The following is a 20892-nucleotide window of genomic DNA, read 5'->3' as shown; positions in this document are numbered from 1 at the left end:
GCCCTCGTACCCGCACCCGTCCCGCCCCTTATTTCCGGAGCAGCCCCATGCGTGTCCTGTTCGTCAGCCTGGCGGAGAAGTCCCACCTGTACTGCCAGACGCCGCTGGCCTGGGCGCTCACCGCGGCCGGCCACGAGGTGCGGGTGGCGTCGACCCCGCCCCTGACCGAGACCACCACCCGCGCGGGCCTGACCGCCGTGCCCGTCGGCCGGGACAGCGGCATCCACGAGGGGATGGCCGCGCACCGCGAGACGCAGGACATCCCGACGGCCAACTGGAGCCAGACGGAACACGGCGACATCTCCTGGGAGGAGCTCAGCCGCCGCTACCGGATCAGCGTCAACTACGGCATCAGCGCGTACAACGACCCGATGATCGACGGCCTCGTCGAGTTCGCCCGCGACTGGCGGCCCGACCTGGTGATCCGCGACCCCCTGGCGTACGCGGGCGGCATCGCCGCGCGCGCCTGCGGCGCCGCACACGCCCGGCTGCTGTGGTGCGCCGACGTGTGGGGCCGGTCCCGGCGCACGTACCTCGACATGCTGCCGCACGCCCCCGAGGACGAGCGGACCGACCCGATGGCCGAGTGGCTCGCGGACCGCTGCGCGCCGTTCGGTGTCGAGCACGACGAGGAGCTGGTGAACGGCCAGTTCACGCTGGACACCATGCCGCACAGCCTGCGGCTGCCCACCCATCTGAACGTGCTCGACATGCGGTACATCCCGTACAACGGCCGCGCCGTCGTCACCGACTGGCTGCGCGAGAAGCCCGCCCGCCCCCGCGTGTGCCTCACCCTCGGCGCGTCCAACACCGAGGACTACGGCGGCGACTACGTCTCCGTCCCCGACATCCTGACCGCCCTCGGCGACCTCGACGTGGAGGTCGTCGCCACCCTCGCCGGCGCCGGTGCCGACCTGCTCAGCGCCCTCCCGGACAACGCCCGCGTCGTCGAGGGCGTCGCCCTCAACACGCTGCTCCCCAGCTGCTCCGCGATCATCCACCACGGCGGCTTCGGGTCGTACGCCACGGCGCTGTCGTACGGCGTGCCGCAGCTCATCCTGTCCACCTCCGTCTCGGACCACGAGCTGCGCGGTACGGGTCTGCGGAACGCGGGCGCGGGCGAGTTCGCGCACTGGAGCAAGGCGGACGCGTCATTCGTACGGGACGCGGTGCGGCGGCTCGTCGAGGAACCGTCGTACGGCGAGGCGGCCCGCGCGCTCCAGGAGGAGGGGGCCCGGCTGGCCAGTCCGCAGCGGCTCGTACCGGAGCTGGAGGAGGCCGTGGAAGCCCACCGCAGACGCCGCTCCTCCGCGATTGTCTGAGCGATTCCCCAGTCCCTGCCCGCGACGGGCCGCCTCGGCCGCGTGACGCACCACGATGGGAGGCGCACGCGAGGAGCGTATGCGCACCGCGACACCGAAAGGACCAAGGACCACGATGAAGATCACGGTGGACAGGAACAGGTGTGTGGGCGCCGGTAACTGCGTACTGGCGGCCGACGAGCTGTTCGAGCAGGACGAGTCCAACGGCCGGGTGAAGCTCCTCCGCAGTGAACCGCCGCAGGAAATGGCCGAGATGGTGGAGGAGGCGGAGCTCATGTGCCCGTCCCGCGCCATCAGCGTGGCCTTCGACTGAAGCCCACTGACAGCGCAGAACAGACCACCGGGATGGAATCGTGAAGGCACTCGTGCTCTCGGGGGGATCGGGTACGCGGCTGCGCCCCATCACCCACACGTCCGCGAAGCAACTCGTCCCCGTCGCCAACAAGCCCATCCTCTTCTACGGGCTCGAAGCCATCGCCGCGGCCGGTATCACCGAGGTCGGCATGATCGTCGGGCAGACGGAGCCGGAGATCCGGCAGGCGGTCGGCGACGGCGCGGACTTCGGTCTGAAGGTGACCTACCTCCGGCAGGACTCGCCGCTGGGCCTCGCCCACGCGGTGGCCATCGCGCGTGACTTCCTCGCCGACGACGACTTCGTGATGTACCTCGGTGACAACTTCGTCTTCGACGGCATCACCGAGTTGGTCGACGACTTCCGGCAGGAGCGCCCCGACGCGCGCATCCTGCTGACCAAGGTGTCCGACCCCTCCTCGTTCGGTGTTGCCACCCTGGACGAGGAGGGGCGGATCTGCGCCCTGGAGGAGAAGCCGGAGCACCCCAAGAGCGATCTCGCGATCGCCGGCGTGTACCTCTTCACCCCCGCCGTGCACGACGCCGTCGCCGCCATCAAGCCGTCCTGGCGCGGCGAACTCGAGATCACCGACGCCATCAAGGTGCTCATCGACGAGGGCCGCGACGTACGCTCCACGATGATCACCGGGTACTGGAAGGACACCGGGAACGTCCCGGACATGCTCGAGGTCAACTGCACGCTCCTGGAGCGGCTGGAGACCCGTATCGAGGGCGACGTGGACGACACCAGCGAGATCGTCGGCCGCGTACGGATCGACGAGGGCGCCCGGGTCCGCGGCTCCCGCATCGTCGGCCCGGCGACGATCGGAGCGGGCACCGTCGTGGAGAACTCGTACGTCGGGCCCTCCACCTCCATCGCGGAGAACTGCAGCATTCTGAACAGCGAGATCGAGTTCTCCATCGTGATGCGCGACGCGTCCTTCGACGGCATCCGCCGCGTCGAGGGCTCCCTCGTCGGCCGCCACGTGCAGGTCTCGTACGCGCCGCGCGTACCGGCCACGCACCGGCTCGTCATCGGCGACCACGGCAAGGTGCAGATCACGTCATGACCGACCAGAACCCCCGCCACGGCGCGGTGACCCGCATCCTCGTCACGGGCGGCGCCGGCTTCATCGGCTCCCACTACGTGCGCACCATGCTCGGCCCGGACGGCCCCGGCGGCGTACGGATCACGGTGCTGGACAAGCTCACGTACGCGGGCACCCTCACCAACCTCGACGAACTGGACGGGCACGGCAGCCTCCGCTTCGTACACGGCGACATCTGCGACGCGGAGCTCGTCGACGGACTGGCCGCCGAGCACGACCAGATCGTGCACTTCGCCGCCGAGTCGCACGTCGACCGGTCGATCCTCAGCTCCACCGAGTTCGTCCGCACGAACGTGCTCGGCACGCAGGTGCTGCTGGACGCGGCGCTGCGGCAGGGCGTACACACCTTCGTGCACATCTCCACCGACGAGGTGTACGGCTCCATCGACGAGGGCGCGTGGACCGAGGAGTGGCCGCTCGCGCCCAACTCCCCGTACGCCGCGGCCAAGGCGTCCAGCGACCTGCTGGCCCTCTCGTACCACCGCACCCACGGCCTCGACGTCCGCGTCACGCGCTGCTCCAACAACTACGGGCACCACCACTTCCCGGAGAAGGTCATCCCGCTGTTCATCACGAACCTGCTGGACGGCCTGCCGGTGCCGCTGTACGGCGACGGCGGCAACGTACGGGACTGGCTGCACATCGACGACCACGTGCAGGGCATCGAACGCGTACGGCAGGACGGCCGCCCCGGCGAGGTCTACAACATCGGCGGCGGCACGGAGCTCAGCAACAAGGAGCTCACCCAGCTCCTCCTGGACGCGTGCGGCGCCGACTGGGACATGGTCGAGCACGTCACGGACCGCAAGGGCCACGACCGGCGCTACGCCCTCGACTGGACGAAGCTCCGCACCGAACTCGGCTACCGCCCCCGCAAGGACTTCACCGCCGGCCTCGCCGAGACCGTCGCCTGGTACCGCGACAACCGCGCCTGGTGGGAACCCCTGAAGAAACAGACCACCCCCGTCCCCCTGGTGCGCTGAACTCCGCACCCCCCACACGGGCGGGAGTTCGGCCAGGGCCTCGGGGGCGGCGGCGACGGCCTCCAGGCGCGCGCGTGCCTCGGCGGCGTCGGGCCTGGCGGCGGGGTCGCGTTCGAGCATCGCGCGGAGGACGTCGCCGAGCGGGCCGACGTCCGCGCGCATCTCGACGATGCCGCGGGCGGCGTCGCGTCCGGCGTCGTACACGTCACTCACGCCGCTCACGCCGTACGCGGGCCCTTCCCGGTCACCCGCGACAACGCCGGCAGCCCCGGCAGCCCGCGCGCCGTAGCCACGGCGCGGCGGGTTCCCCGTGGCCAGCGCGTACACCGTGGCGCCGAGCGAGAACACGTCGGAGGCCGGGCCCGGCCCTCCCCGTACGGCCTCGGCCGCGGCGTAGTCGGGGGTGTAGCCGATGGCGCCGTTGGGGGTGATCGTCTCCTTGCCGCCGACGCGGTACGCGGCGCCGAAGTCGGCGAGTTTGGCGAACTCCGCTGCAAGCAGCGCGCGAACCGAACCTACTGCGTGACGAGACGGGCACACACCGTTTTGCGACCGGCGAAGCGGCGCGAGGGGCGGGGCGCCGCGCGTGGGGGCGCCCCCACGCGCCCCCACGCGCCGCCGTACGACCAGCGCGCGGCCCCGCGACCGGCGGTACGGCGGCCGTACGGCCCGCGCGCCGCCGTACGGCCCGCGCGGCCCCCGGTCCGCTAACCGGCCTTCGCGAGCTCCGCCTTCACGTCCGACTCGAACTCCTCGATCAGCCGCCGCAGCCGCCGTACGACCGCCGGGTGGCTCTCCGAGACGTTGTAGCTCTCCGTGGGGTCGCGTTCGAGGTCGTACAGCTCGGGCAGCTCCCGCTGGTCCCTGTCCGGGTCGTCCGGGTTCTCTATGTGCCGCCGTACGTGGAGCTTCCAGCGGCCGTCGCGTACGGCGTCGAGGGTGCGGCCGAGGTCGTCGAAGTAGTAGATCGGGGTGTGTTCGGCGGTGTCGGCGCCCTCCAGCACGGAGCGGATGTCGCAGCCGTCGAGGGTCACGCCCGGGTCCGGCGTGATACCGGCGTACGCGCAGAACGTCGGCAGCAGGTCCAGGACCGACACCGGCAGCTCGGACACCTTCCCGGCCGGGGTGACGCCGGGCCAGCGGGCGATGCAGGGGACGCGCAGGCCGCCTTCGTACGTGTAGATCTTGCGGCCGCGCAGGCCGCCCGAAGACCCCTCGAACCAGGGGCCGTTGTCGCTCGTGAGGATGACGAGCGTGTCCTCTTCGAGGCCGCGCTCGCGGAGGGCGTCGAGGAGCACCCCGACGTAGTGGTCGAGGGACTGGATCACATCGCCGTAGAGGCCCGCGTCGGAGGCGCCCTCGAAGCGGGGCTCGACGTGCAGCGGGATGTGTGGCATCGATTCCGCGACGTAGATGAAGAACGGCTGGTCGCCGCTCCGGTCCATGGCGGCGACCGCCTCTTCGGTGTATCGCCGGGTCAGCGTGGACTGGTCGACGACGGACTCGACCACCTCCTCGTCGCGCCACAGCTCGAACGGTGTCATGTCGTTGCTGTACAGCGCGCCGAAGAAGTGGTCGAAGCCGTGCCGCGTCGGGTTGTGCTCGGGCTTCGCGCCGAGGTGCCACTTGCCGATGCAGGTCGTCGCGTAGCCCGCCGACTTGAGGTACTCGGGGATGATCCGCTCGTCGTCCGAGAGACCGTTTTCATCCTCCGGGAAGAGCACGCGGGGCAGTCCGGCGCGCGGCCCGACCCGCCCCGTGAGCAGCGCCGCCCGGGACGGCGTGCACACGACGGCGCCGGCGTAGGCGTCCGTGAAGCGCACGCCCTCCCGGGCGAGGCGGTCGATACGGGGAGTGCGGATTCCGGTCGAGCCGTAGCAGCTGAAGTCGCCGTAACCGAGGTCGTCGGTGTAGATGAGCAGGATGTTCGGACGACTGCGCGGCCGGCCGCCCGACGCGCCGCGACGGTCGGCGGCCGCGGCGCGGGTGCCCTCCGCGGCGCCCAGCACGGCGGCGCCGGACACGGCCGCGGCGGAGGTTCGGGTGATCAGCTCACGTCGGCCCATTCGCTTCGCTGCACGGTCTCGCAAGGGGCTCTCCTCAGCGGTTCACGTGGTGCACGGTCTAAGTGCTGCGGGAAATCGGAGTGGTGCGTGAAATCGATTTCTTTTTCTTCGTATCACGCGCCCAACCGGCCGACAAGGCCTTGAACTTCTCCCGCACCGCGAACGCCGCCACCGCCGCCAGCCCGGTCTTGATGACCACGACCACCGCGTCGTGCGGTCCCAGCGACTGCCCGAAGTAGGCGTCCGCCTGGCGGTTTCCGCTCGTCGGCTGCTCGCCGTAGACCTCCGTCAGCACGTCCTTGTACGCGTCCCGGACGATCAGCGTGTCGGGGTCGAGCAGATGCTCCTGTCCGAGCCAGTCGCAGGTCTCGCGGGCTATCTGCCGTACGGCCTCCGGGACCGGCTCCGCCCGCTGCGGGAAGACCTTCTCCGGGCCCAGGATCTTCGTGGTGCCCGCGTGTACGGCCGGGTTCTGCGTCCGCAGCACGAGGTACGCGCCGCGCCCCGCGTGCCGTACGCGCTCCAGGACGTAGAACAGCGAGACCAGCTTGCTGGAGAGCTTGTAGCGCTGGTAGCGCGGCAGCACTCCGGCGGCGTCGAGGTAGAGCACACGGCGGCGCGCGAACCGCTTCGAGTGGTAGCCGCCCCAGCCGGCCAGTTCACCGTCCGGGGCGATGATGAGCGCGAATGCCGAGAGCTTGTCGAAGTAGTCCTTCTTCGCTTCCCAGTACGCGGAGTGGTCGGCGTCTTTGAATACCGCACTGGAGGCCGAGACGATGAACTCCTGGATACGCCGGCGGCTTTCGGCGTCCAGCCGGTGCGGCGCCGACCACAACGCGACGCGGAATCCTGAACGGAATCTCCACACGCGCGGCGGGCAGGAGAAGCGATCCAGATCGCGGGCGGCAAGCGGAACAGTGGTGGTGCTCACGCGCAATGTTTCCTTCATGCGGGGGGCGGCTCATCGGCCGCGCACCGGATTTCCGCACGGCAGGCCTCGGCCAGCCGCGCGGCAGCGCACGGACGACCCGGTTCCGGGCCCTCCGTACCAGCTCAGCGTGCACCCGTAGGGGCGCGCGCGAGGCACGCGCACGCGGGTGCGCGGGCACGCGTCAGCGCACCGCCGGGCGGCGCGGAGAAGAAGGAGAAACCGGGAACCGGATAACAGGAAAAGAAAAGGTGAATTCAGCCTCGGCCGACGCTGCGGCGTACCGAGTGCGAAGGGCAGCCGACGCCCGGTCTCCGCCCGTTGGGAACGGAGAGGCGTCTTACGCTCGTGCCCGCGGGCACGAGACCGTCTGCATACACAACGTCTCCAAGAGACACGCGGCCGTGCGGAATCACCCTGCGCGGACGAGCCACCGGCGGAAAATCCGGAACCGGTGCCGACCGCGCGCTCCCGTCACAATACCCGTTTTCCCTACGGGTGTTGGACACGCCTCTCCCCGGCGCGCCTGGGCATATGCCCCAGGAAATTCGCCTTACGCGCCCACCCCGCGCGGCCCTCACGCCCTCACGCCCCGCGCAGCTCCCGCAGCAGCGTCGGCAGCGCCCGCCGCAACTCGCGTCCCCAGTACGGCGGTGAGTGCGTGCCGGACGTGAAGTGCGTCCGTACGGACACGCCTGCGGTGTGCAGTCGGTCCGCCAGCGCCTCGTTCTCGTCCCGCATGATCACCTCGAACGGCGAGACGGCGTCCTCCGGGAACGGATCATCCGGGTCCTCCAGCCCCGGGATGTCCTCCTCCGGTTCGTCGTCCGGCCGGTCGAGCGGGCCCGCCCGTCCGTCGCCGCACGACAGGTACACGGGGCTGCCGCGCAGCCGTTCCGCGAGGTGGTACGGCGCGTGGGCCAGCCAGTTGGCGCGGTCGCGTACGGGATCGCCCCAGACGTCCCGCCAGTCGATGCCCAGGTACGCGCAGCCGGTGCGCACCGCCCGCGTGTGCCGCAGCGGATGCACGAATCCGCTGAAGCTCGCCACCGCGCGGAACAGGCCCGGCCGCCGTGCGGCGTACGACAGCGCGCCGAAGCCGCCCTGCGACTGCCCGGCGACGACGCGGCGGGTGCCCGCGCCGTAGTCGCGTTCCAGCAGCGGAAGAAGTTCGTCCAGGTGGAAGGTCTCCACTGCGGGCGGGCCGCCGGCGCCGCCGTTCCACCAGTCCGTGCAGAAGCCGTAGAGGGGCATCGACGGCATCACCACGAGGACGTCGCGCAGCTGCGGCAGTTCGGCGATGCCGTACAGCTCTGTCCAGTCGGTGCACTCTCCGTCGGCGCCGGGCAGCAGGAGGAGCACCGGCCAACGGGCGGCAGCCGTACGGGAACGGGCGTCCGCCGTACGGGAGCTGCCGCGGCGCCAGCCGTCCGGCGTCAGCAGCCGTACGGTGGCCACGTCGTCCAGTCCGGGCGACGCCACCCGAAGGTCGGTGACGCGCCGCCCGCGGCGGCGTTCGGTGATGACGCCCGGGCGCAGTACGCGCCGCCGGAAGGGTGGCGTTTTGCGGGCGGCGGCGCCGTCCGGTGGGGCGGGGGCGGCTTCCGGAGGCTTCCTGTGCTCCGTCATGGCTTTCTCCTCTCCGGTGAGCGGGTGGCGCGGAACGTTCAGACGTCGCGGGTGCGCAGGGCCGTCGCGGCAGCCAGCAGCAGTGCCGCCGTGTAGCCCGTGACGAGCAGCAGCGAGGGCCAGCCGCCCAGCGAACCGACGGCCTCCGCCGTCGCGTCCGACGTCTGCGTGAGCTTCTCCAGGGCAGCCGTCGGGGAGATGCCCGCGACCCAGCGTTCGGCGCCGCCCAGCAGCGGGCCGAACATCGACGGCAGCATCAGCAGCCCGAGCACGGCCGTGACCGACCCGGCCGAGTGCCGTACGAGTGTGCCCACCGCCAGTCCCAGCAGCCCCGCGACGGAGAACGACGCGGCCACCCCGAACAGCGCGGGCAGCGGCTCACCCTGCGGGTGCGACGCGGGCAGCAGGGCGTCGCCCAGCACGTACGCCGTACTGCACGACGCCAGCGCCAGTACGTACAGCACCGCCGCCACCAGTGCGCCCTTCGCGGCCAGTACGGTGCCGCGCCGCGGGCAGGCGGCGAGGGTGGTGCGCATCGTGCCGCTGCTGTACTCGCCGCACACCGCCAGCGCGCCGACCACGGCGGCCAGCATCTGGGCGACGACGGACAGCGTGAGGCTGCCGCCGATCACGGTGTCGTCGGGCTGCAGGCTGCCGGTGGCGGCGACGAACACCGCGCCCAGTACGGGCACCACTCCCGTCGCCACCGTCGTCCACAGGAGGGAGCGGACGCTGAAGAACTTGATCCACTCGTAGGCGTACACCTGCCGGAATCCCGCACGGGGCGTCATCGGACCCACTCCTCCTGTGTGTTGGTGCGTACGGACGTGTCCGCGGAGGCCTCCGCAGGCGTGGCCGCGCGTGTGGCGGCACTCTTTCCGTCACCCGTGCGGTACTCGACCGACGGCTGCGCCATCGCCGTGTAGACCTCCTCCAGGGAGGAGCGCGCGGGCGTCAGTTCGTGCACCGCCAGCCCGTGGTCCCGTGCCAGGTCACCGATGGCCTCGGCGTCCGGGCCGGCCACCTGCCAGCCGCCGCGCGGGTCGAGCCGTACGGTGGCACCCCGGACCTCCAGCAGCTGCCGCAGGCGTTCCGGCTCCGGCGTCCGTACGAGCGTGTGCGCCTGCGCGTGCGCGGCGAGGAAGTCGCGCATGGGGGTGTCGGCGAGGAGCCTCCCGCGGCCGATCACGATGAGGTGGTCGGCGGTCAGCTCCATCTCGCTCATCAGGTGGCTGGAGAGGAAGACCGTACGGCCCTCCGCCGCCAGGGACTTCATGAGGTCGCGGATCCAGCGGATGCCCTCGGTGTCGAGCCCGTTGACGGGCTCGTCCAGGATGAGCACCTCCGGGTCGCCGATCAGGGCGGCGGCGATGCCCAGGCGTTGGCCCATGCCGAGCGAGAAGCCCTTCGTCCGCTTGCGCGCGGTCGCGGGCGGCAGCCCGACGAGTTCCAGTACCTCGTCCACGCGGGTGCGGGGGATGCCGTTGCTGGCCGCGAGCCCTGCCAGATGCCGGTACGCGGAACGCCCGCCGTGCACGCCCTTCGCGTCCAGCAGCGCCCCGACCGACCGCAGGGGCGCGCCCAGCCGCCCGTAGCGCCGGCCGCCGACCGTCACCGTGCCCGACGTCGCCGCGTCGAGGCCGAGGATCAGGCGCATGGTCGTCGACTTGCCCGCGCCGTTCGGGCCGAGGAAGCCGGTGACCTTGCCGGGCGGCACCCGGAAGGAGAGGGCGTCGACGGCGGTCCTGTCGCCGTAGCGCTTGGTGAGTCCGGTTGCTTCGATCATGCCGCCGACGCTAGGGACGGTGCCGCGTACGGACATCCGCCGGCGGGAGTCGGCTGCTACTCCGCGGGGCGTAGCGGGAGTTGCCCCCCTACGACAGGTCCTGCGGCCGGTTCACCGCTCCCCCGCCCTGACCAGCCCCGTCTCGTACGCGAGGATCACCAGCTGCGCCCTGTCCCGCGCGCCCAGCTTCGTCATGGCCCGGCTGACATGGGTCTTCGCGGTCAGCGGGCTCATGATCAGCTCGCGTCCGATCTCGTCGTTGGCGAGGCCCGCCGCGACGAGCGCCATCACCTCGCGTTCCCGCTCGGTGAGCACCGCGAGCCGTTCCGCGCCCGCCGCCTCGGGCGCCTTGAGCCGTGCGAACTCCTCGATCACGCTCCGTGTCACCGCGGGCGCCAGCAGGCTCTGCCCGGCGGCGACCGTACGGACGGCGGCGCGCAGCTCGTCCGGGTCGATGTCTTTGAGTAGGAAGCCGGCGGCGCCGTGCCGGAGCGCCTCGAAGACGTACGCGTTCACCTCGTACGTCGTCAGCATGATCACGCGCACCCGGTCGAGTTCGGGGTCGGCGGCGATGCGGCGGGTGGCCTCGATGCCGTCGAGGCCGGGCATGCGGATGTCCATCAGCACCACGTCGGGGCGCGTCGTACGGACCGCCTCCACCGCCTGCCGCCCGTCGGCGGCCTCGGCGACGACCACGAGGTCGCCGGTCAGGTCGAACAGGGCGCGGAAGCCCGCCCGTACAACGGTCTGGTCGTCCGCGAGCACGAGCCGTACGGGCGCGGGGGCGGGCCCGTTCGCGTCGGGCGCGTTCACGGGGTGCCGCCGTCGACGGGGAGGGATGCGCGTACGCGGAAGCCGCCGCCGGGCACCGGGCCGCAGTCGAGGGCGCCGCCGACGGCCGCCGCGCGCTCGCGCATGCCGATCAGGCCGAAGCCGCCGGTGGTGCTCGTGCCGGTGCCCGTATCAGGGCCCGTGCCGGGGCCGTCGTCCACGACCTCCACGAGGAGGCGGTCACCGTCGCGCCGTACGGACACGGCGGCGTGGCGTGCGCCGGAGTGCTTGATCACGTTGGTGAGTGCCTCCTGCACGATGCGGTAGGCGGCCAGTTCGGTGATGGGCGCCGGCGGGCCGAGGCCGTCCGCGGAACGGTCCCCCGCGGGCCCGTCCGCCCGGCGCAGCACCGTCTCGACTCCGCTGCCCGCGAAGCGTTCCACCAGCTCGTCCAGCTCGGCGAGGCGCGGCGCCGGAGCGGTCGTCTCGTCCGCGTCCTCCCGCAGCACGCCCACCGTGGCGCGCAGCTCGCGTACGGCCTCCCGGCCCGAGTCCCGTACCTGCGCCATGGCCTTCCGCGCCACCTCCGGCTTGCCGTCCAGCGCGTCCAGCGCGACGCCGCTGTGCACGGTCATCGCCGCCACCGTGTGCGCCACGATGTCGTGCAGCTCGCGCGCGATCCGTACGCGTTCCTCCCGTACGCGGCGGGCGGCCTCCCGTTCGCGTTCGGCCTCCGCCTGTGCGGCGCGGCGGGCGTACTCGTCGAGCAGCTGCCTGCGCGTACGCACGACCTCGCCCAGCAGCAGGGGCACCAGCGGCCACAGCATCTCCAGCACCGGCAGGCCCTGCGGGTTGACCACGTCGCGGCCCACCTCCAGCGCGACGGCGCCGGAGGCCGCGGACGCGGCCAGCGCGGTCCACAGGGTGCGGCGCCGGCCACCCTGGACGGCCACCGTGTACAGCGCGACGATCACCGGCAGGTTCAGCAGCTCGCCGATGTGCCCGTACAGCGCCCAGCCCGCGCACGCCGCACCCGTCACCACCGCCACCGGCACCGGGTGGCGGCGGCGCCAGACGAGCGCCGGCAGGGAGACCGCGAGCAGGAACCAGGTGAACCAGTCCGCCTGCCGGTGTTCCGGATCGTTCACTGCCGCGTCGGCGCCCGTGAGCACGCCGACGACCGCCACCAGCGCGAGGTCCACCGCGAGCGGCGGCAGCGGGCGCGCCCGTACGGCCGCCCCCGCGCGTGCCCGCGTACGTCGCGTCCGCGTCCGTGCCCGGTCCGCCTGGTGGCGGAGGTGACGGAGTGGGTCGAGCCGGTCGAGGGTCGTCACGACTCTCACGGTATGGGCGGCACGTCGGGGCCGCATACGCCACGGGGAGTAGGCGGCCGGCCCCGAAGGGCTTCCGTACGGGTCGCTTCGGGGGGGCGCGTCAGTCGAAGCGTGCCGTGTCGCCCGCGCCCCGGCGTACGACCTCCGCCTCGCCGCTCGAGAAGTCGATCACTGTCGTCGGCTCGGTGCCGCAGTCGCCGGAGTCGAGCACGGCCTCGACGACGTGGTCCAGCCGCTCCTTGATCTCCCAGCCCACCGTCATCGGCTCCTCCTCGTCCGGCAGCAGCAGCGTGCTGGAGAGGAGCGGCTCACCGAGCTCGGCGACCAGCGCCTGCGCGACGACGTGGTCGGGGATGCGGACACCGACGGTCTTCTTCTTCGGGTGCAGCAGCCTGCGCGGCACCTCCTTCGTCGCGGGCAGGATGAACGTGTAGCTGCCCGGTGTCGCCGCCTTGATCGCCCGGAAGACGTCGTTGTCGACCTGCACGAACTGGCCCAGCTGTGCGAAGTCCTGGCACACGAGCGTGAAGTGGTGCCGGTCGCCCAGCTTCCGGATCGTACGGATGCGGTCGATGCCGTCCCGGTTGCCGAGCTGGCAGCCGAGCGCGAAGCAGGAGTCCGTCGGGTACGCGACGAGCGCGCCGCCGCGGATGCTGTCGGCCACGTTGCTGATCGTGCGCCGCTGCGGATTGTCGGGGTGCACGTCGAAGTACTTCGCCATCCGTCGACCCTACGGCCTGTGCCGCGGCACACGCGCACGCGGCGGCCGTACGCCCCGTGGCCGTACGGGCGGCGGGCGGCGGGCGTACGGCGGCGGGGCGGGGCGGGGCTCGCGGGCATGGCACGCTGAGGCCATGAGCGACGCCGTGGACGCGATCATCGGCCAGTGGGCCAAGGAACGTCCGGACCTCACCGACGACCTGTGGCCGGTCCAGGTGATGGGCCGGCTCCAGCGGCTGGGGCGCGCGCTCGACCGCGAGTTCAAGGCGTTCGCGGCCGAACGCGGCCTGGAACTGGGCGAGGTCGACGTGCTCACCACGCTCCAGCGGTCCGGCCCGCCTTACGAGCTGACCGCCGGCGCCTTCCTCAAGGCGTCGATGGTGACGTCCGGGGCCATTACCAACCGGATCGACCGGATGGAGGCCAAGGGCCTCGTCGAGCGGGTACGCGACGAGGGCGACCGCCGTACGGTCAAGATCCGCCTCACCGTGCACGGCCACGAGACGACGCGCGCGTACATGGAGGCCCACCTGGCCAACGAGGCGCGCATGCTCGGGGCCGCCTTCGGCCGCGACGAGTGCGACCAACTGGCCGAAGGGCTGCGCAGGCTGCTCGAGTCGATGGGCGACACGTAGGCCACGTGACGGACCGCCGCGGCCGAAGAGGCCCGGCCCCGCCGGCAGTTGCCGTTACGCAATCGTGATCCCGCGAGCGCGCCGCCAACACCCTTGCCGACCTGCGAAGTTGGGCCTGCGCACAAATTCACTCACAGGCCCCTCCCTCCGGATTAATTTTTCCGGGGTGTTGACGAAAATAGGCGACCTTCGCATGCTGTGCGACACAGCCATCCCCAGGACGGCCCTCTGACAGCGCCTCCCCCACCGGCAGGGCACCGGTGTCCTGGACTACGAAGGAGGACGTAGCTGATGAGCAGCACCAGCTCCGAGAACGGTTCGCGGCTCGGCCGGCGTTCGCTGCTGGCCGCCGCCGGCACCCTGGGCGCGGCGGCGGCGCTACCCGCGACCGCCGCCCACGCGGCGCCGGCGGACGGCGCGCCCGCGGCAGGCGCGCCGGCGGAGACCGCGTCCGGCGGGCGGTACCCGGCGAACTGGTCCGACCCCAAGACCTACGGCCTCGCCGACAACCGCCCGGACCTGTGGCCGCGCGAGGACAACTCGTTCATCCTCCCCCTCGAACTGCGCCCCCGCGACGAGGAGCGCGGCTCGGTCTGGATGAGGGACACGTACGTCAACTGCTTCACGGTCGACGGCCGTCCGCTGTACGTCGCCACGGGGACCACCCGCGTGCCCGGGCTCGAACCCGCCGCCCCCTGGAACGACGGCATCTTCGTGTGGACGGCACCGTCCCTGCGGGGCCCGTGGAAGCTGGCCGACACCACCGGCGTACGGCCCGGCACCGAGAAGGGCAAGGTGTGGTCGCCGGAGTTCGCCGGCGAGAACCGGCCCGGGCGCATGGTCGTCGCGCCCTGGCAGGAGCACTGGCACGACGACGAGTTCGGCAAGCGCGGCAACGTGTGGGCGCCGGAGCTGCACCGCTTCCGCGACACCTGGTACATCGTCGCCTGCATGGGCGACCACTCCCGCAAGGTCGGCTCGTTCATGCTGGTCAGCGAGGGCGGCGTGGAAGGCCCGTACCGGCTCGTCGAGGGCAACCGCGAGAAGCCCTTCGGCGACCCCGTCGCCGGCGGCCCGAAGTTCATCGAACCCGGCGCCTACCACCACATCGACGGCAGCCTCTACACCGAGGGCGACGACGCCTGGCTCGTCCTGCACAACGACGAGTACGCGAGGTTCCGGGACGACATGGAGGACATCGTCCCCACCACCGGCCTGCCGCGCTTCCAGCAGCAGCCGTACGAGCCGGAGCCGTATCTGGAGGGCGCCTACGTCTTCAAGTTCGCGGGCAAGTACCACCTCCTGCACGCCGCCTGGGACCGCACCTCGCTGAACCCCGACGGCAGCACCCGCTACGCCTACGACCCGCCCGGCCAGGGCCGCGTCCAGTACCAGTACGACGCGATCGTCGCCGTCTCCGACCACTTCGAGGGCCCGTACTCCCCGCGCTGGACCGCCGGTGTCGGCGCGGGCCACAACAACTTCTTCACCGACCACCGGGGCCGCCCGTGGGCGACGTTCTTCCGGAACCCCAACTTCGGCTACTGGTCCGACCCCTCGCGCATCGCGGACTCGGCCGTGGCGGGCGTCGTACGCCTGGAGTGGACCGGCCCGCAGGGCAACCGCCTGTACGTCAAGCGCCGCAACCGGAGCGGCAGGGACACCGACTGACCGCGCAGGCCGCCGGCGCGGAGACGCGCCGGCCGGCCGCGGCCGCCGGCGGCCGGCTAACCCGGCGCGACCACGCGGCGGGTGCAGGTGGCCACGGCCGTACGCTGCCGGGGGCGCGGTGGAACTCCTACTCGCTGTGCACGATCTGGATCAGATTGCCGCAGGTGTCGTCGAAGACCGCGGTGGTCACCGGGCCCATCTCCAGCGGCTCCTGGGTGAAGCGCACCCCGCGCTCGCGCAGCCGGCCGAACTCCGCGTGTACGTCGTCCACGGCGAAGGAGGTGGCCGGGATGCCGTCCTGGACCAGCGCAGTCTTGTACGGCTGCACCGCGGGGTGGCCGGAGGGCTCGAGGAGCAGTTCGGTTCCGTCGGGGTCCTCCGGCGAGACCACGGTCAGCCACCGGTCGTCGCCCAGCGGGACCTCGGTCTTCTTCGCGAAGCCGAGCACGTCCGTGTAGAAGCGCAGGGCCTGTTCCTGGTCGTCGACGAAGACGCTCGACAGGTGGATCCTCATGATGTGCCCTCCGGGGGGTCGGGCCTGAGCCATCGGGTGACGATGAGCTCGAGCGGCCGGGTGTTCAGGTCGTGGAACTTGTAGCGGCCCTGGCGGCGCGTCACGACCAGGCCCGCGGCTTCCAGGACGGCCAGGTGCTGGCTGATCGCCTGGCGGGACAGGCCGAGGCCGTGCTTGGTCACCAGCCGTCCGCATATCTCGAAGAGGGTCTGGCCGTCCCGCTCCACCAGTTCGTCGAGGATGCGCCGGCGGGTGGGGTCGGCCAGCGCCTTGAAGACATCTTCCGTCACGGCCCCACAATAGGCAAGTGGCGACTTGCCTATCAAGTGCGGTGCAGGCACGCACCTGCGACAACGCGCGCCCCCTCCCGCCACGGGCAGAGGGCGGGAGGGCCGGCACGCCGGGACGGCCTGGCACCGCGGGGCGGGGGTCCGCCAACCGGGCGGGCCGGTGACACCGCGCAGGCGGAACGCAGGCAGCCCGGGCGGCCGCCTGGCACCGTCAGTCGGGGCCGCAGTGGTCCCCAGCCAGGCAGGGACCTCGGCTGCGGTCAATCCGGCGTCGGAGACCGCCCGCACAGCCCAGGCGACGCGCGGCACGTCGGCACGCCGCAGCCAGGGCACCTGCCGCACCAGCTCCGCCGCCAGCGGGTAGCGGCGGCCGACCTTGTTCAGCTTCCCGCGGGCGCCGGAGGACTTCCGGGTCTTCTTCCCGGTGGCTGAGGTGCGCTCCCCGTCATCGAGCTTGCTCTCAGGGGGATTGGGTCGGTGTGTTGGTAGTCTGCGCTGCGGCGTTTGTTATTTGTGGCGTGGACAGCGCCCAGCGAGACGTACACCTTGTCCGTCGTCGGCAGGGTCAGATGTGGATAAGAGCCAGGTGGGGAAGGGACCCGCGGGGAGGGACCGGCGGAGGGGCGGACACGGCCGGCGTACGCGCCGACCGTACGGGGGGCTAACCGCGTGAACCGCTCGGTGCGGCGGCGATCAGGCGGCTGCGCGCGCGGCCCATCAGTTCTTCCCGCTCGTCCTCGGTGAGGCCGCCCCAGACGCCGTACGGCTCCCGCACCGTCAGGGCGTGTGCCGCGCACTCGGAGCGCACCGGGCACCGCATGCACACCTCTTTCGCGGAAGCCTCTCGCGCGCTGCGGGCCGCCCCGCGCTCCCCTTCCGGGTGGAAGAACAGGGAGCTGTCGACCCCCCGGCAGGCGGCCAGCAGCTGCCAGTCCCACAGGTCGGCGTTCGGGCCCGGGAGCCGGGAGAAGTCTGCCATTGCGTGTCCTCTCGGGAGCGTGCTCGGTAGCGGACTGAGACACGTGAGTCACTGATCCGTAAATATGACTCTTTGCCGAATCTAGCTATTACCCGGTGAAAGCGAAAGAAACCATGACCAAACAGGGCATTACTGGGCGGGAGCCGCCGCGCCGCGCTATGGCTCATCCGTGTCCGCGCACTCACGTAGAGTGTCCGAGGCGGCTGCGGAAGCCCGTAACTCTTTTGGGTGACCGTCGTTGAGAGTGCGGAGGCGGTTGACGAAGCCGTCTCGGGCACCGAGTGTCCGGGACCGGGGCTGTCAATCGCACAGGTGAAGATTCGTAACAGCCTGGAGGCTCAAGGTGATGCGCATCAGCTGCGGGGGGCGGTCATGACGTCCGTCCTCGTATGCGACGACTCCCCGCTTGCCCGAGAAGCGCTCCGCCGCGCGGTCGCGACCGTGCCCGGTGTCGAGCGCGTGACGACGGCGGCCAACGGCGAGGAAGTCCTCCGCCGCTGGGGTGCTGATCGCTCGGACCTGATTCTGATGGATGTCCGGATGCCCGGACTGGGAGGTGTGGAGACCGTACGGCGGCTGCTGTCCGCCGACCCCGGCGCGCGCATCATCATGCTCACGGTGGCCGAGGATCTGGACGGGGTGGCCCTCGCGGTCGCCGCGGGCGCCAGGGGGTATCTGCACAAGGACGCCTCGCGTGCCGAGCTCAGGGCCACGGTCACGCAGGCGCTGGCCGACCCGACGTGGCGGCTCGCGCCACGGCGGCTGCGGTCCGCGGAGATGGGTGCGGCGCCGACACTCACGGCCCGCGAGATCCAAGTGCTGGAGGGGATGAGCCATGGCAGGTCGAACGCCGAGATCGGGCGGGAGCTTTTCCTGTCCGAGGACACGGTGAAGACGCATGCGCGGCGGCTGTTCAAGAAGCTCGGCGCGTCGGACCGGGCCCACGCGGTGGCGCTCGGCTTCCGTTGGGGCCTCGTGCGCTGATTCCCCTCCGAAGCCGTCCCCGTACGCGGGACGCGGTGCCCGCAGTCGCCGGGCAGGCCGAGTACGTCGGCCTGCCCGGCGACTGCGTTCAGGAGGGGCGCGCGGCCGGCGCGCGCAGGGGGCGGACGGCCCGCGTACGGGGGTCGCGTGCGCGCTCCGTACGTACCTGGTACATCCCTGGTGCACGGGCGTCGTCGCCGTAAGCCCGCGCTATGCCGCATGCTTGGGAGTGTGACTCAACCCCGGCGCACCGCCGGGGGCATCTCACCCAGCCGCGAAGGGCCTTATGGCGGACATGCCCTTCCTGGTGCCGCGAGGCGCCGGGACGAAGCGATCAGGTTGCCGACCGGCGCGGTGCGTAACGACCCGGAAGGGGGCGGGCTAGCGGCATGGCTACGGGCGCACTCCGTGATAACGCTTCAACGCACAAAGGCGGGCGCGGTGCGGCGGAACGCGCGGCGTCGGTGCACCATGGACCGATGCGCGATGACGAGCACCCGCCGGTCGGCGCCCTCGTCCAGCGTGCCGTCGAGGGGGATGAGCAGGCCACGCACGACCTGCTCGCACGAGTACACCCGCTGGCGCTGCGGTACTGCCGCACCCGGCTGACCCGGCTGCCCGGTGACGCCCGCCACTTCGTGGACGACCTGGCGCAGGAGGTGTGCCTCGCCGTCCTGTGCGCGCTGCCGCGGTACCGGGACACGGGCAAGCCCTTCGAGGCGTTCGTCGTGGCCATCGCCCAGCACAAGATCGCCGACCTCCAGCGCGCCGCGATGCGCGGCCCGGGGAGTACGGCCGTGCCGTCGGACGAGATGCCCGAGCAGCCGGACGACTCGCTGGGCCCCGAGGAGCGCGCGCTGCTGAGCAGCGACGCCGAGTGGGCCAAGAAGCTCCTCGCCAACCTGCCCGAGCACCAGCGCGAGCTGGTGCTGCTGCGGGTGGCGGTGGGCCTCTCGGCCGAGGAGACCGGGCAGATGCTCGGGATGTCGCCCGGTGCCGTACGGGTGGCGCAGCACCGGGCGTTGAGCAGACTGCGGGCGCTGGCCGAGCAGTGACGGGGCCGGCGCCGCGGCCCGCCGCCACCCGCTCCGGCGGGACGGTCCGTGCACCGGTCACGGGCCGATAGCATGGACTACCCCGCCACACAAGCATTGGAAAGGTGTCATGACAGACAACGTCGACGGAGTGCCCGCCAAGTTCGCCATGCTCGGGCTGACCTACGACGATGTGCTGCTCCTGCCGGGCGAGTCCAACATGGCACCCCAGGACATCGACACCTCCTCGCAGGTCTCCCGGAACGTACGGGTGAACGTGCCGCTGCTGTCCGCCGCCATGGACAAGGTCACCGAGGCGCGGATGGCGATCGCCATGGCCCGGCAGGGCGGCGTCGGCGTGCTCCACCGGAACCTGTCGATCGAGGACCAGGCCGTCCAGGCCGACCGGGTCAAGCGGTCCGAGTCGGGGATGGTCACCGACCCGATCACGATCCATCCGGACGCGACGCTGAGCGAGGCCGACGCGCTGTGCGGCCGGTTCCGGATCAGCGGGGTGCCGGTCACGGACGCGGCCGGCCGGCTGCTCGGCATCGTCACCAACCGCGACATGGCCTTCGAGATGGACCGCGCACGTCAGGTCCGCGAGGTCATGACGCCGATGCCGCTGGTCACCGGCAAGGTCGGGATCTCGCGTGACGAGGCGATGGAGCTGCTGCGCCGCCACAAGATCGAGAAGCTGCCGCTGGTCGACGGCGAGGGCGTGCTCAAGGGCCTCATCACCGTCAAGGACTTCGTGAAGGCCGAGCAGTATCCGAACGCCGCGAAGGACGCCGAGGGCCGGCTCGTCGTCGGCGCGGCGGTGGGCGTGGCGGGCGACGCGTACGAGCGGGCGCAGGCGCTGATCGAGGCGGGCGTCGACTTCATCGTGGTGGACACCGCACACGGTCACTCGCGGCTGGTCGGCGACATGGTCGCGAAGATCAAGTCGAACTCGTCGGTCGACGTCATCGGCGGCAACATCGCGACCCGCGACGGCGCCAAGGCGCTGATCGACGCGGGCGCCGACGGCATCAAGGTCGGCGTCGGACCGGGCTCCATCTGCACCACGCGCGTCGTGGCGGGCATCGGGGTGCCGCAGGTCACGGCGATCTACGAGGCCGCGCTGGCGGCCCGCGAGGCGGGCGTCCCGGTCATCGGCGACGGCGGCCTGCAGTACAGCGGGGACATCGCGAAAGCGCTCGTCGCCGGGGCCGACACGGTGATGCTGGGCAGCCTGCTGGCGGGCTGCGAGGAGTCGCCGGGCGAGCTGCTGTTCATCAACGGCAAGCAGTTCAAGTCGTACCGCGGGATGGGCTCGCTGGGCGCGATGCAGTCGCGCGGCGACAGCAGGTCGTTCTCCAAGGACCGGTACTTCCAGGAGGACGTCGGCGCCGACGACAAGCTGATTCCCGAGGGCGTCGAGGGCCAGGTGCCGTACCGCGGGCCGCTGTCGGCCGTGGTGCACCAGCTGGTCGGCGGGCTGAAGCAGTCGATGTTCTACGTCGGCGGGCGCAGCGTGACGGAGATGAAGGAGCACGGCCGCTTCGTCCGGATCACCTCGGCGGGCCTCAAGGAGAGCCACCCGCACGACATCCAGATGACGACGGAAGCGCCGAACTACTCGCGGCGCTAGCCGCGTCCGCAGGGGCGCGGGGGACGGCGCGACCAGCCAGTGACGGCCGTCGGTCGCGTATGGCGCCTGCGCACCCGGCACGTGGCGGCAGGCCGGCGGGTGCGGCCCGCCATGGGCTGACCGCGCAGTTCCCCGCGCCCCTGAGGCCGCGAG

20 protein-coding genes are annotated in these 20892 nt (G+C 71.7%); 9 read left to right on the top strand and 11 right to left on the bottom strand.

Going from position 1 to position 20892, the window contains the following annotated elements:
- Positions 1–47: 47 nt before the first annotated feature.
- The 4 genes from DVA86_RS32100 (at position 48) to rfbB (ending at position 3765) form a co-directional block, all read left to right on the top strand.
- A complete protein-coding gene (locus DVA86_RS32100; protein WP_208883566.1) occupies positions 48–1322 on the top strand; it encodes an activator-dependent family glycosyltransferase in 1275 nt (424 codons plus the stop codon).
- A 115-nt stretch (positions 1323–1437) separates the two neighbouring features.
- Positions 1438–1635, top strand: a complete 198-nt coding sequence (locus DVA86_RS32095) for a ferredoxin (protein ID WP_208883565.1) — start codon at positions 1438–1440, stop codon at positions 1633–1635.
- A gap of 40 nt (positions 1636–1675) precedes the next feature.
- Positions 1676–2743, top strand: a complete 1068-nt coding sequence (locus DVA86_RS32090) for a glucose-1-phosphate thymidylyltransferase (protein ID WP_208883563.1) — start codon at positions 1676–1678, stop codon at positions 2741–2743.
- The gene (rfbB, locus tag DVA86_RS32085; RefSeq protein WP_208883562.1) at positions 2740–3765 is read left to right on the top strand and encodes a dTDP-glucose 4,6-dehydratase; all 1026 of its coding nucleotides are present in this window, start codon (positions 2740–2742) and stop codon (positions 3763–3765) included. The genes DVA86_RS32090 and rfbB overlap by 4 nt, the downstream gene beginning before the upstream one ends.
- Positions 3766–4472: 707 nt before the next feature.
- Here the strand turns inward: rfbB and DVA86_RS32080 are convergent.
- The 8 genes from DVA86_RS32080 to DVA86_RS32045 all read right to left on the bottom strand — a co-directional run bounded on the left by DVA86_RS32080 (position 4473) and on the right by DVA86_RS32045 (position 13000).
- Complete coding sequence (locus tag DVA86_RS32080) at positions 4473–5855, bottom strand: sulfatase family protein (RefSeq protein ID WP_222623389.1); 1383 nt, start codon at positions 5853–5855, stop codon at positions 4473–4475.
- 34 nt (positions 5856–5889) lie between these two features.
- A complete protein-coding gene (locus DVA86_RS32075; protein WP_208883559.1) occupies positions 5890–6762 on the bottom strand; it encodes a GNAT family N-acetyltransferase in 873 nt (290 codons plus the stop codon).
- A gap of 582 nt (positions 6763–7344) precedes the next feature.
- Entirely contained in the window at positions 7345–8388 is a 1044-nt protein-coding gene (locus DVA86_RS32070) for an alpha/beta hydrolase (RefSeq protein ID WP_208883557.1), read from the bottom strand.
- Between the two features lie 38 nt (positions 8389–8426).
- A complete protein-coding gene (locus DVA86_RS32065; RefSeq protein WP_208883555.1) occupies positions 8427–9179 on the bottom strand; it encodes an ABC transporter permease subunit in 753 nt (250 codons plus the stop codon).
- A complete protein-coding gene (locus DVA86_RS32060) occupies positions 9176–10174 on the bottom strand; it encodes an ABC transporter ATP-binding protein (RefSeq protein WP_208883553.1) in 999 nt (332 codons plus the stop codon). The genes DVA86_RS32065 and DVA86_RS32060 overlap by 4 nt, the downstream gene beginning before the upstream one ends.
- Before the next feature lie 111 nt (positions 10175–10285).
- The gene (locus tag DVA86_RS32055) at positions 10286–10987 is read right to left on the bottom strand and encodes a response regulator transcription factor (RefSeq protein ID WP_208883551.1); all 702 of its coding nucleotides are present in this window, start codon (positions 10985–10987) and stop codon (positions 10286–10288) included.
- Positions 10984–12279, bottom strand: coding sequence for a sensor histidine kinase (locus DVA86_RS32050; protein ID WP_342776391.1), 1296 nt, complete (start codon positions 12277–12279; stop codon positions 10984–10986). The genes DVA86_RS32055 and DVA86_RS32050 overlap by 4 nt, the downstream gene beginning before the upstream one ends.
- Positions 12280–12379: 100 nt before the next feature.
- Positions 12380–13000 (bottom strand): L-threonylcarbamoyladenylate synthase, encoded by a 621-nt coding sequence (locus DVA86_RS32045; RefSeq protein WP_208883548.1) that lies wholly within the window; start codon positions 12998–13000, stop codon positions 12380–12382.
- A gap of 133 nt (positions 13001–13133) precedes the next feature.
- Between DVA86_RS32045 and DVA86_RS32040 the strand changes: the two genes are divergently transcribed.
- Together DVA86_RS32040 and DVA86_RS32035 are read left to right on the top strand one after the other, a co-directional pair.
- On the top strand, positions 13134–13634 hold the full coding sequence (locus tag DVA86_RS32040) for a MarR family winged helix-turn-helix transcriptional regulator (RefSeq protein ID WP_208883547.1): 501 nt from the start codon (positions 13134–13136) through the stop codon (positions 13632–13634).
- A gap of 291 nt (positions 13635–13925) precedes the next feature.
- Positions 13926–15305: a family 43 glycosylhydrolase gene (locus tag DVA86_RS32035; RefSeq protein ID WP_208883545.1), complete on the top strand. Its 1380-nt coding sequence runs from the start codon at positions 13926–13928 to the stop codon at positions 15303–15305.
- A gap of 127 nt (positions 15306–15432) precedes the next feature.
- Here the strand turns inward: DVA86_RS32035 and DVA86_RS32030 are convergent, their stop codons facing one another.
- From DVA86_RS32030 to DVA86_RS32020, 3 genes are all read right to left on the bottom strand, one after another.
- The gene (locus tag DVA86_RS32030) at positions 15433–15819 is read right to left on the bottom strand and encodes a VOC family protein (protein WP_208883543.1); all 387 of its coding nucleotides are present in this window, start codon (positions 15817–15819) and stop codon (positions 15433–15435) included.
- On the bottom strand, positions 15816–16109 hold the full coding sequence (locus tag DVA86_RS32025) for an ArsR/SmtB family transcription factor (protein ID WP_208883541.1): 294 nt from the start codon (positions 16107–16109) through the stop codon (positions 15816–15818). Before DVA86_RS32025 ends, DVA86_RS32030 begins: the two co-directional genes overlap by 4 nt.
- A gap of 661 nt (positions 16110–16770) precedes the next feature.
- Positions 16771–17088 carry a WhiB family transcriptional regulator gene (locus DVA86_RS32020; protein ID WP_208883540.1) on the bottom strand — a complete coding sequence of 106 codons (318 nt, stop codon included), beginning with the start codon at positions 17086–17088 and terminating at the stop codon, positions 16771–16773.
- Positions 17089–17460: 372 nt separating this feature from the next.
- On the opposite strand from DVA86_RS32020, the gene DVA86_RS32015 reads away from it, so the two are divergent.
- The 3 genes from DVA86_RS32015 to guaB all read left to right on the top strand — a co-directional run bounded on the left by DVA86_RS32015 (position 17461) and on the right by guaB (position 20739).
- Positions 17461–18072 carry a response regulator transcription factor gene (locus DVA86_RS32015; RefSeq protein ID WP_003948568.1) on the top strand — a complete coding sequence of 204 codons (612 nt, stop codon included), beginning with the start codon at positions 17461–17463 and terminating at the stop codon, positions 18070–18072.
- A gap of 479 nt (positions 18073–18551) precedes the next feature.
- A complete protein-coding gene (locus DVA86_RS32010) occupies positions 18552–19127 on the top strand; it encodes a sigma-70 family RNA polymerase sigma factor (protein ID WP_281279337.1) in 576 nt (191 codons plus the stop codon).
- Between the two features lie 109 nt (positions 19128–19236).
- On the top strand, positions 19237–20739 hold the full coding sequence (gene guaB / locus DVA86_RS32005) for an IMP dehydrogenase (RefSeq protein ID WP_208883537.1): 1503 nt from the start codon (positions 19237–19239) through the stop codon (positions 20737–20739).
- Positions 20740–20892 lie beyond the last annotated feature (153 nt).

Source organism: Streptomyces armeniacus, assembly GCF_003355155.1.
Classification (GTDB): domain Bacteria; phylum Actinomycetota; class Actinomycetes; order Streptomycetales; family Streptomycetaceae; genus Streptomyces; species Streptomyces armeniacus.
Note: the sequence above shows the minus strand (reverse complement) of the source record. Positions and strands in the feature narration are given on the sequence as shown.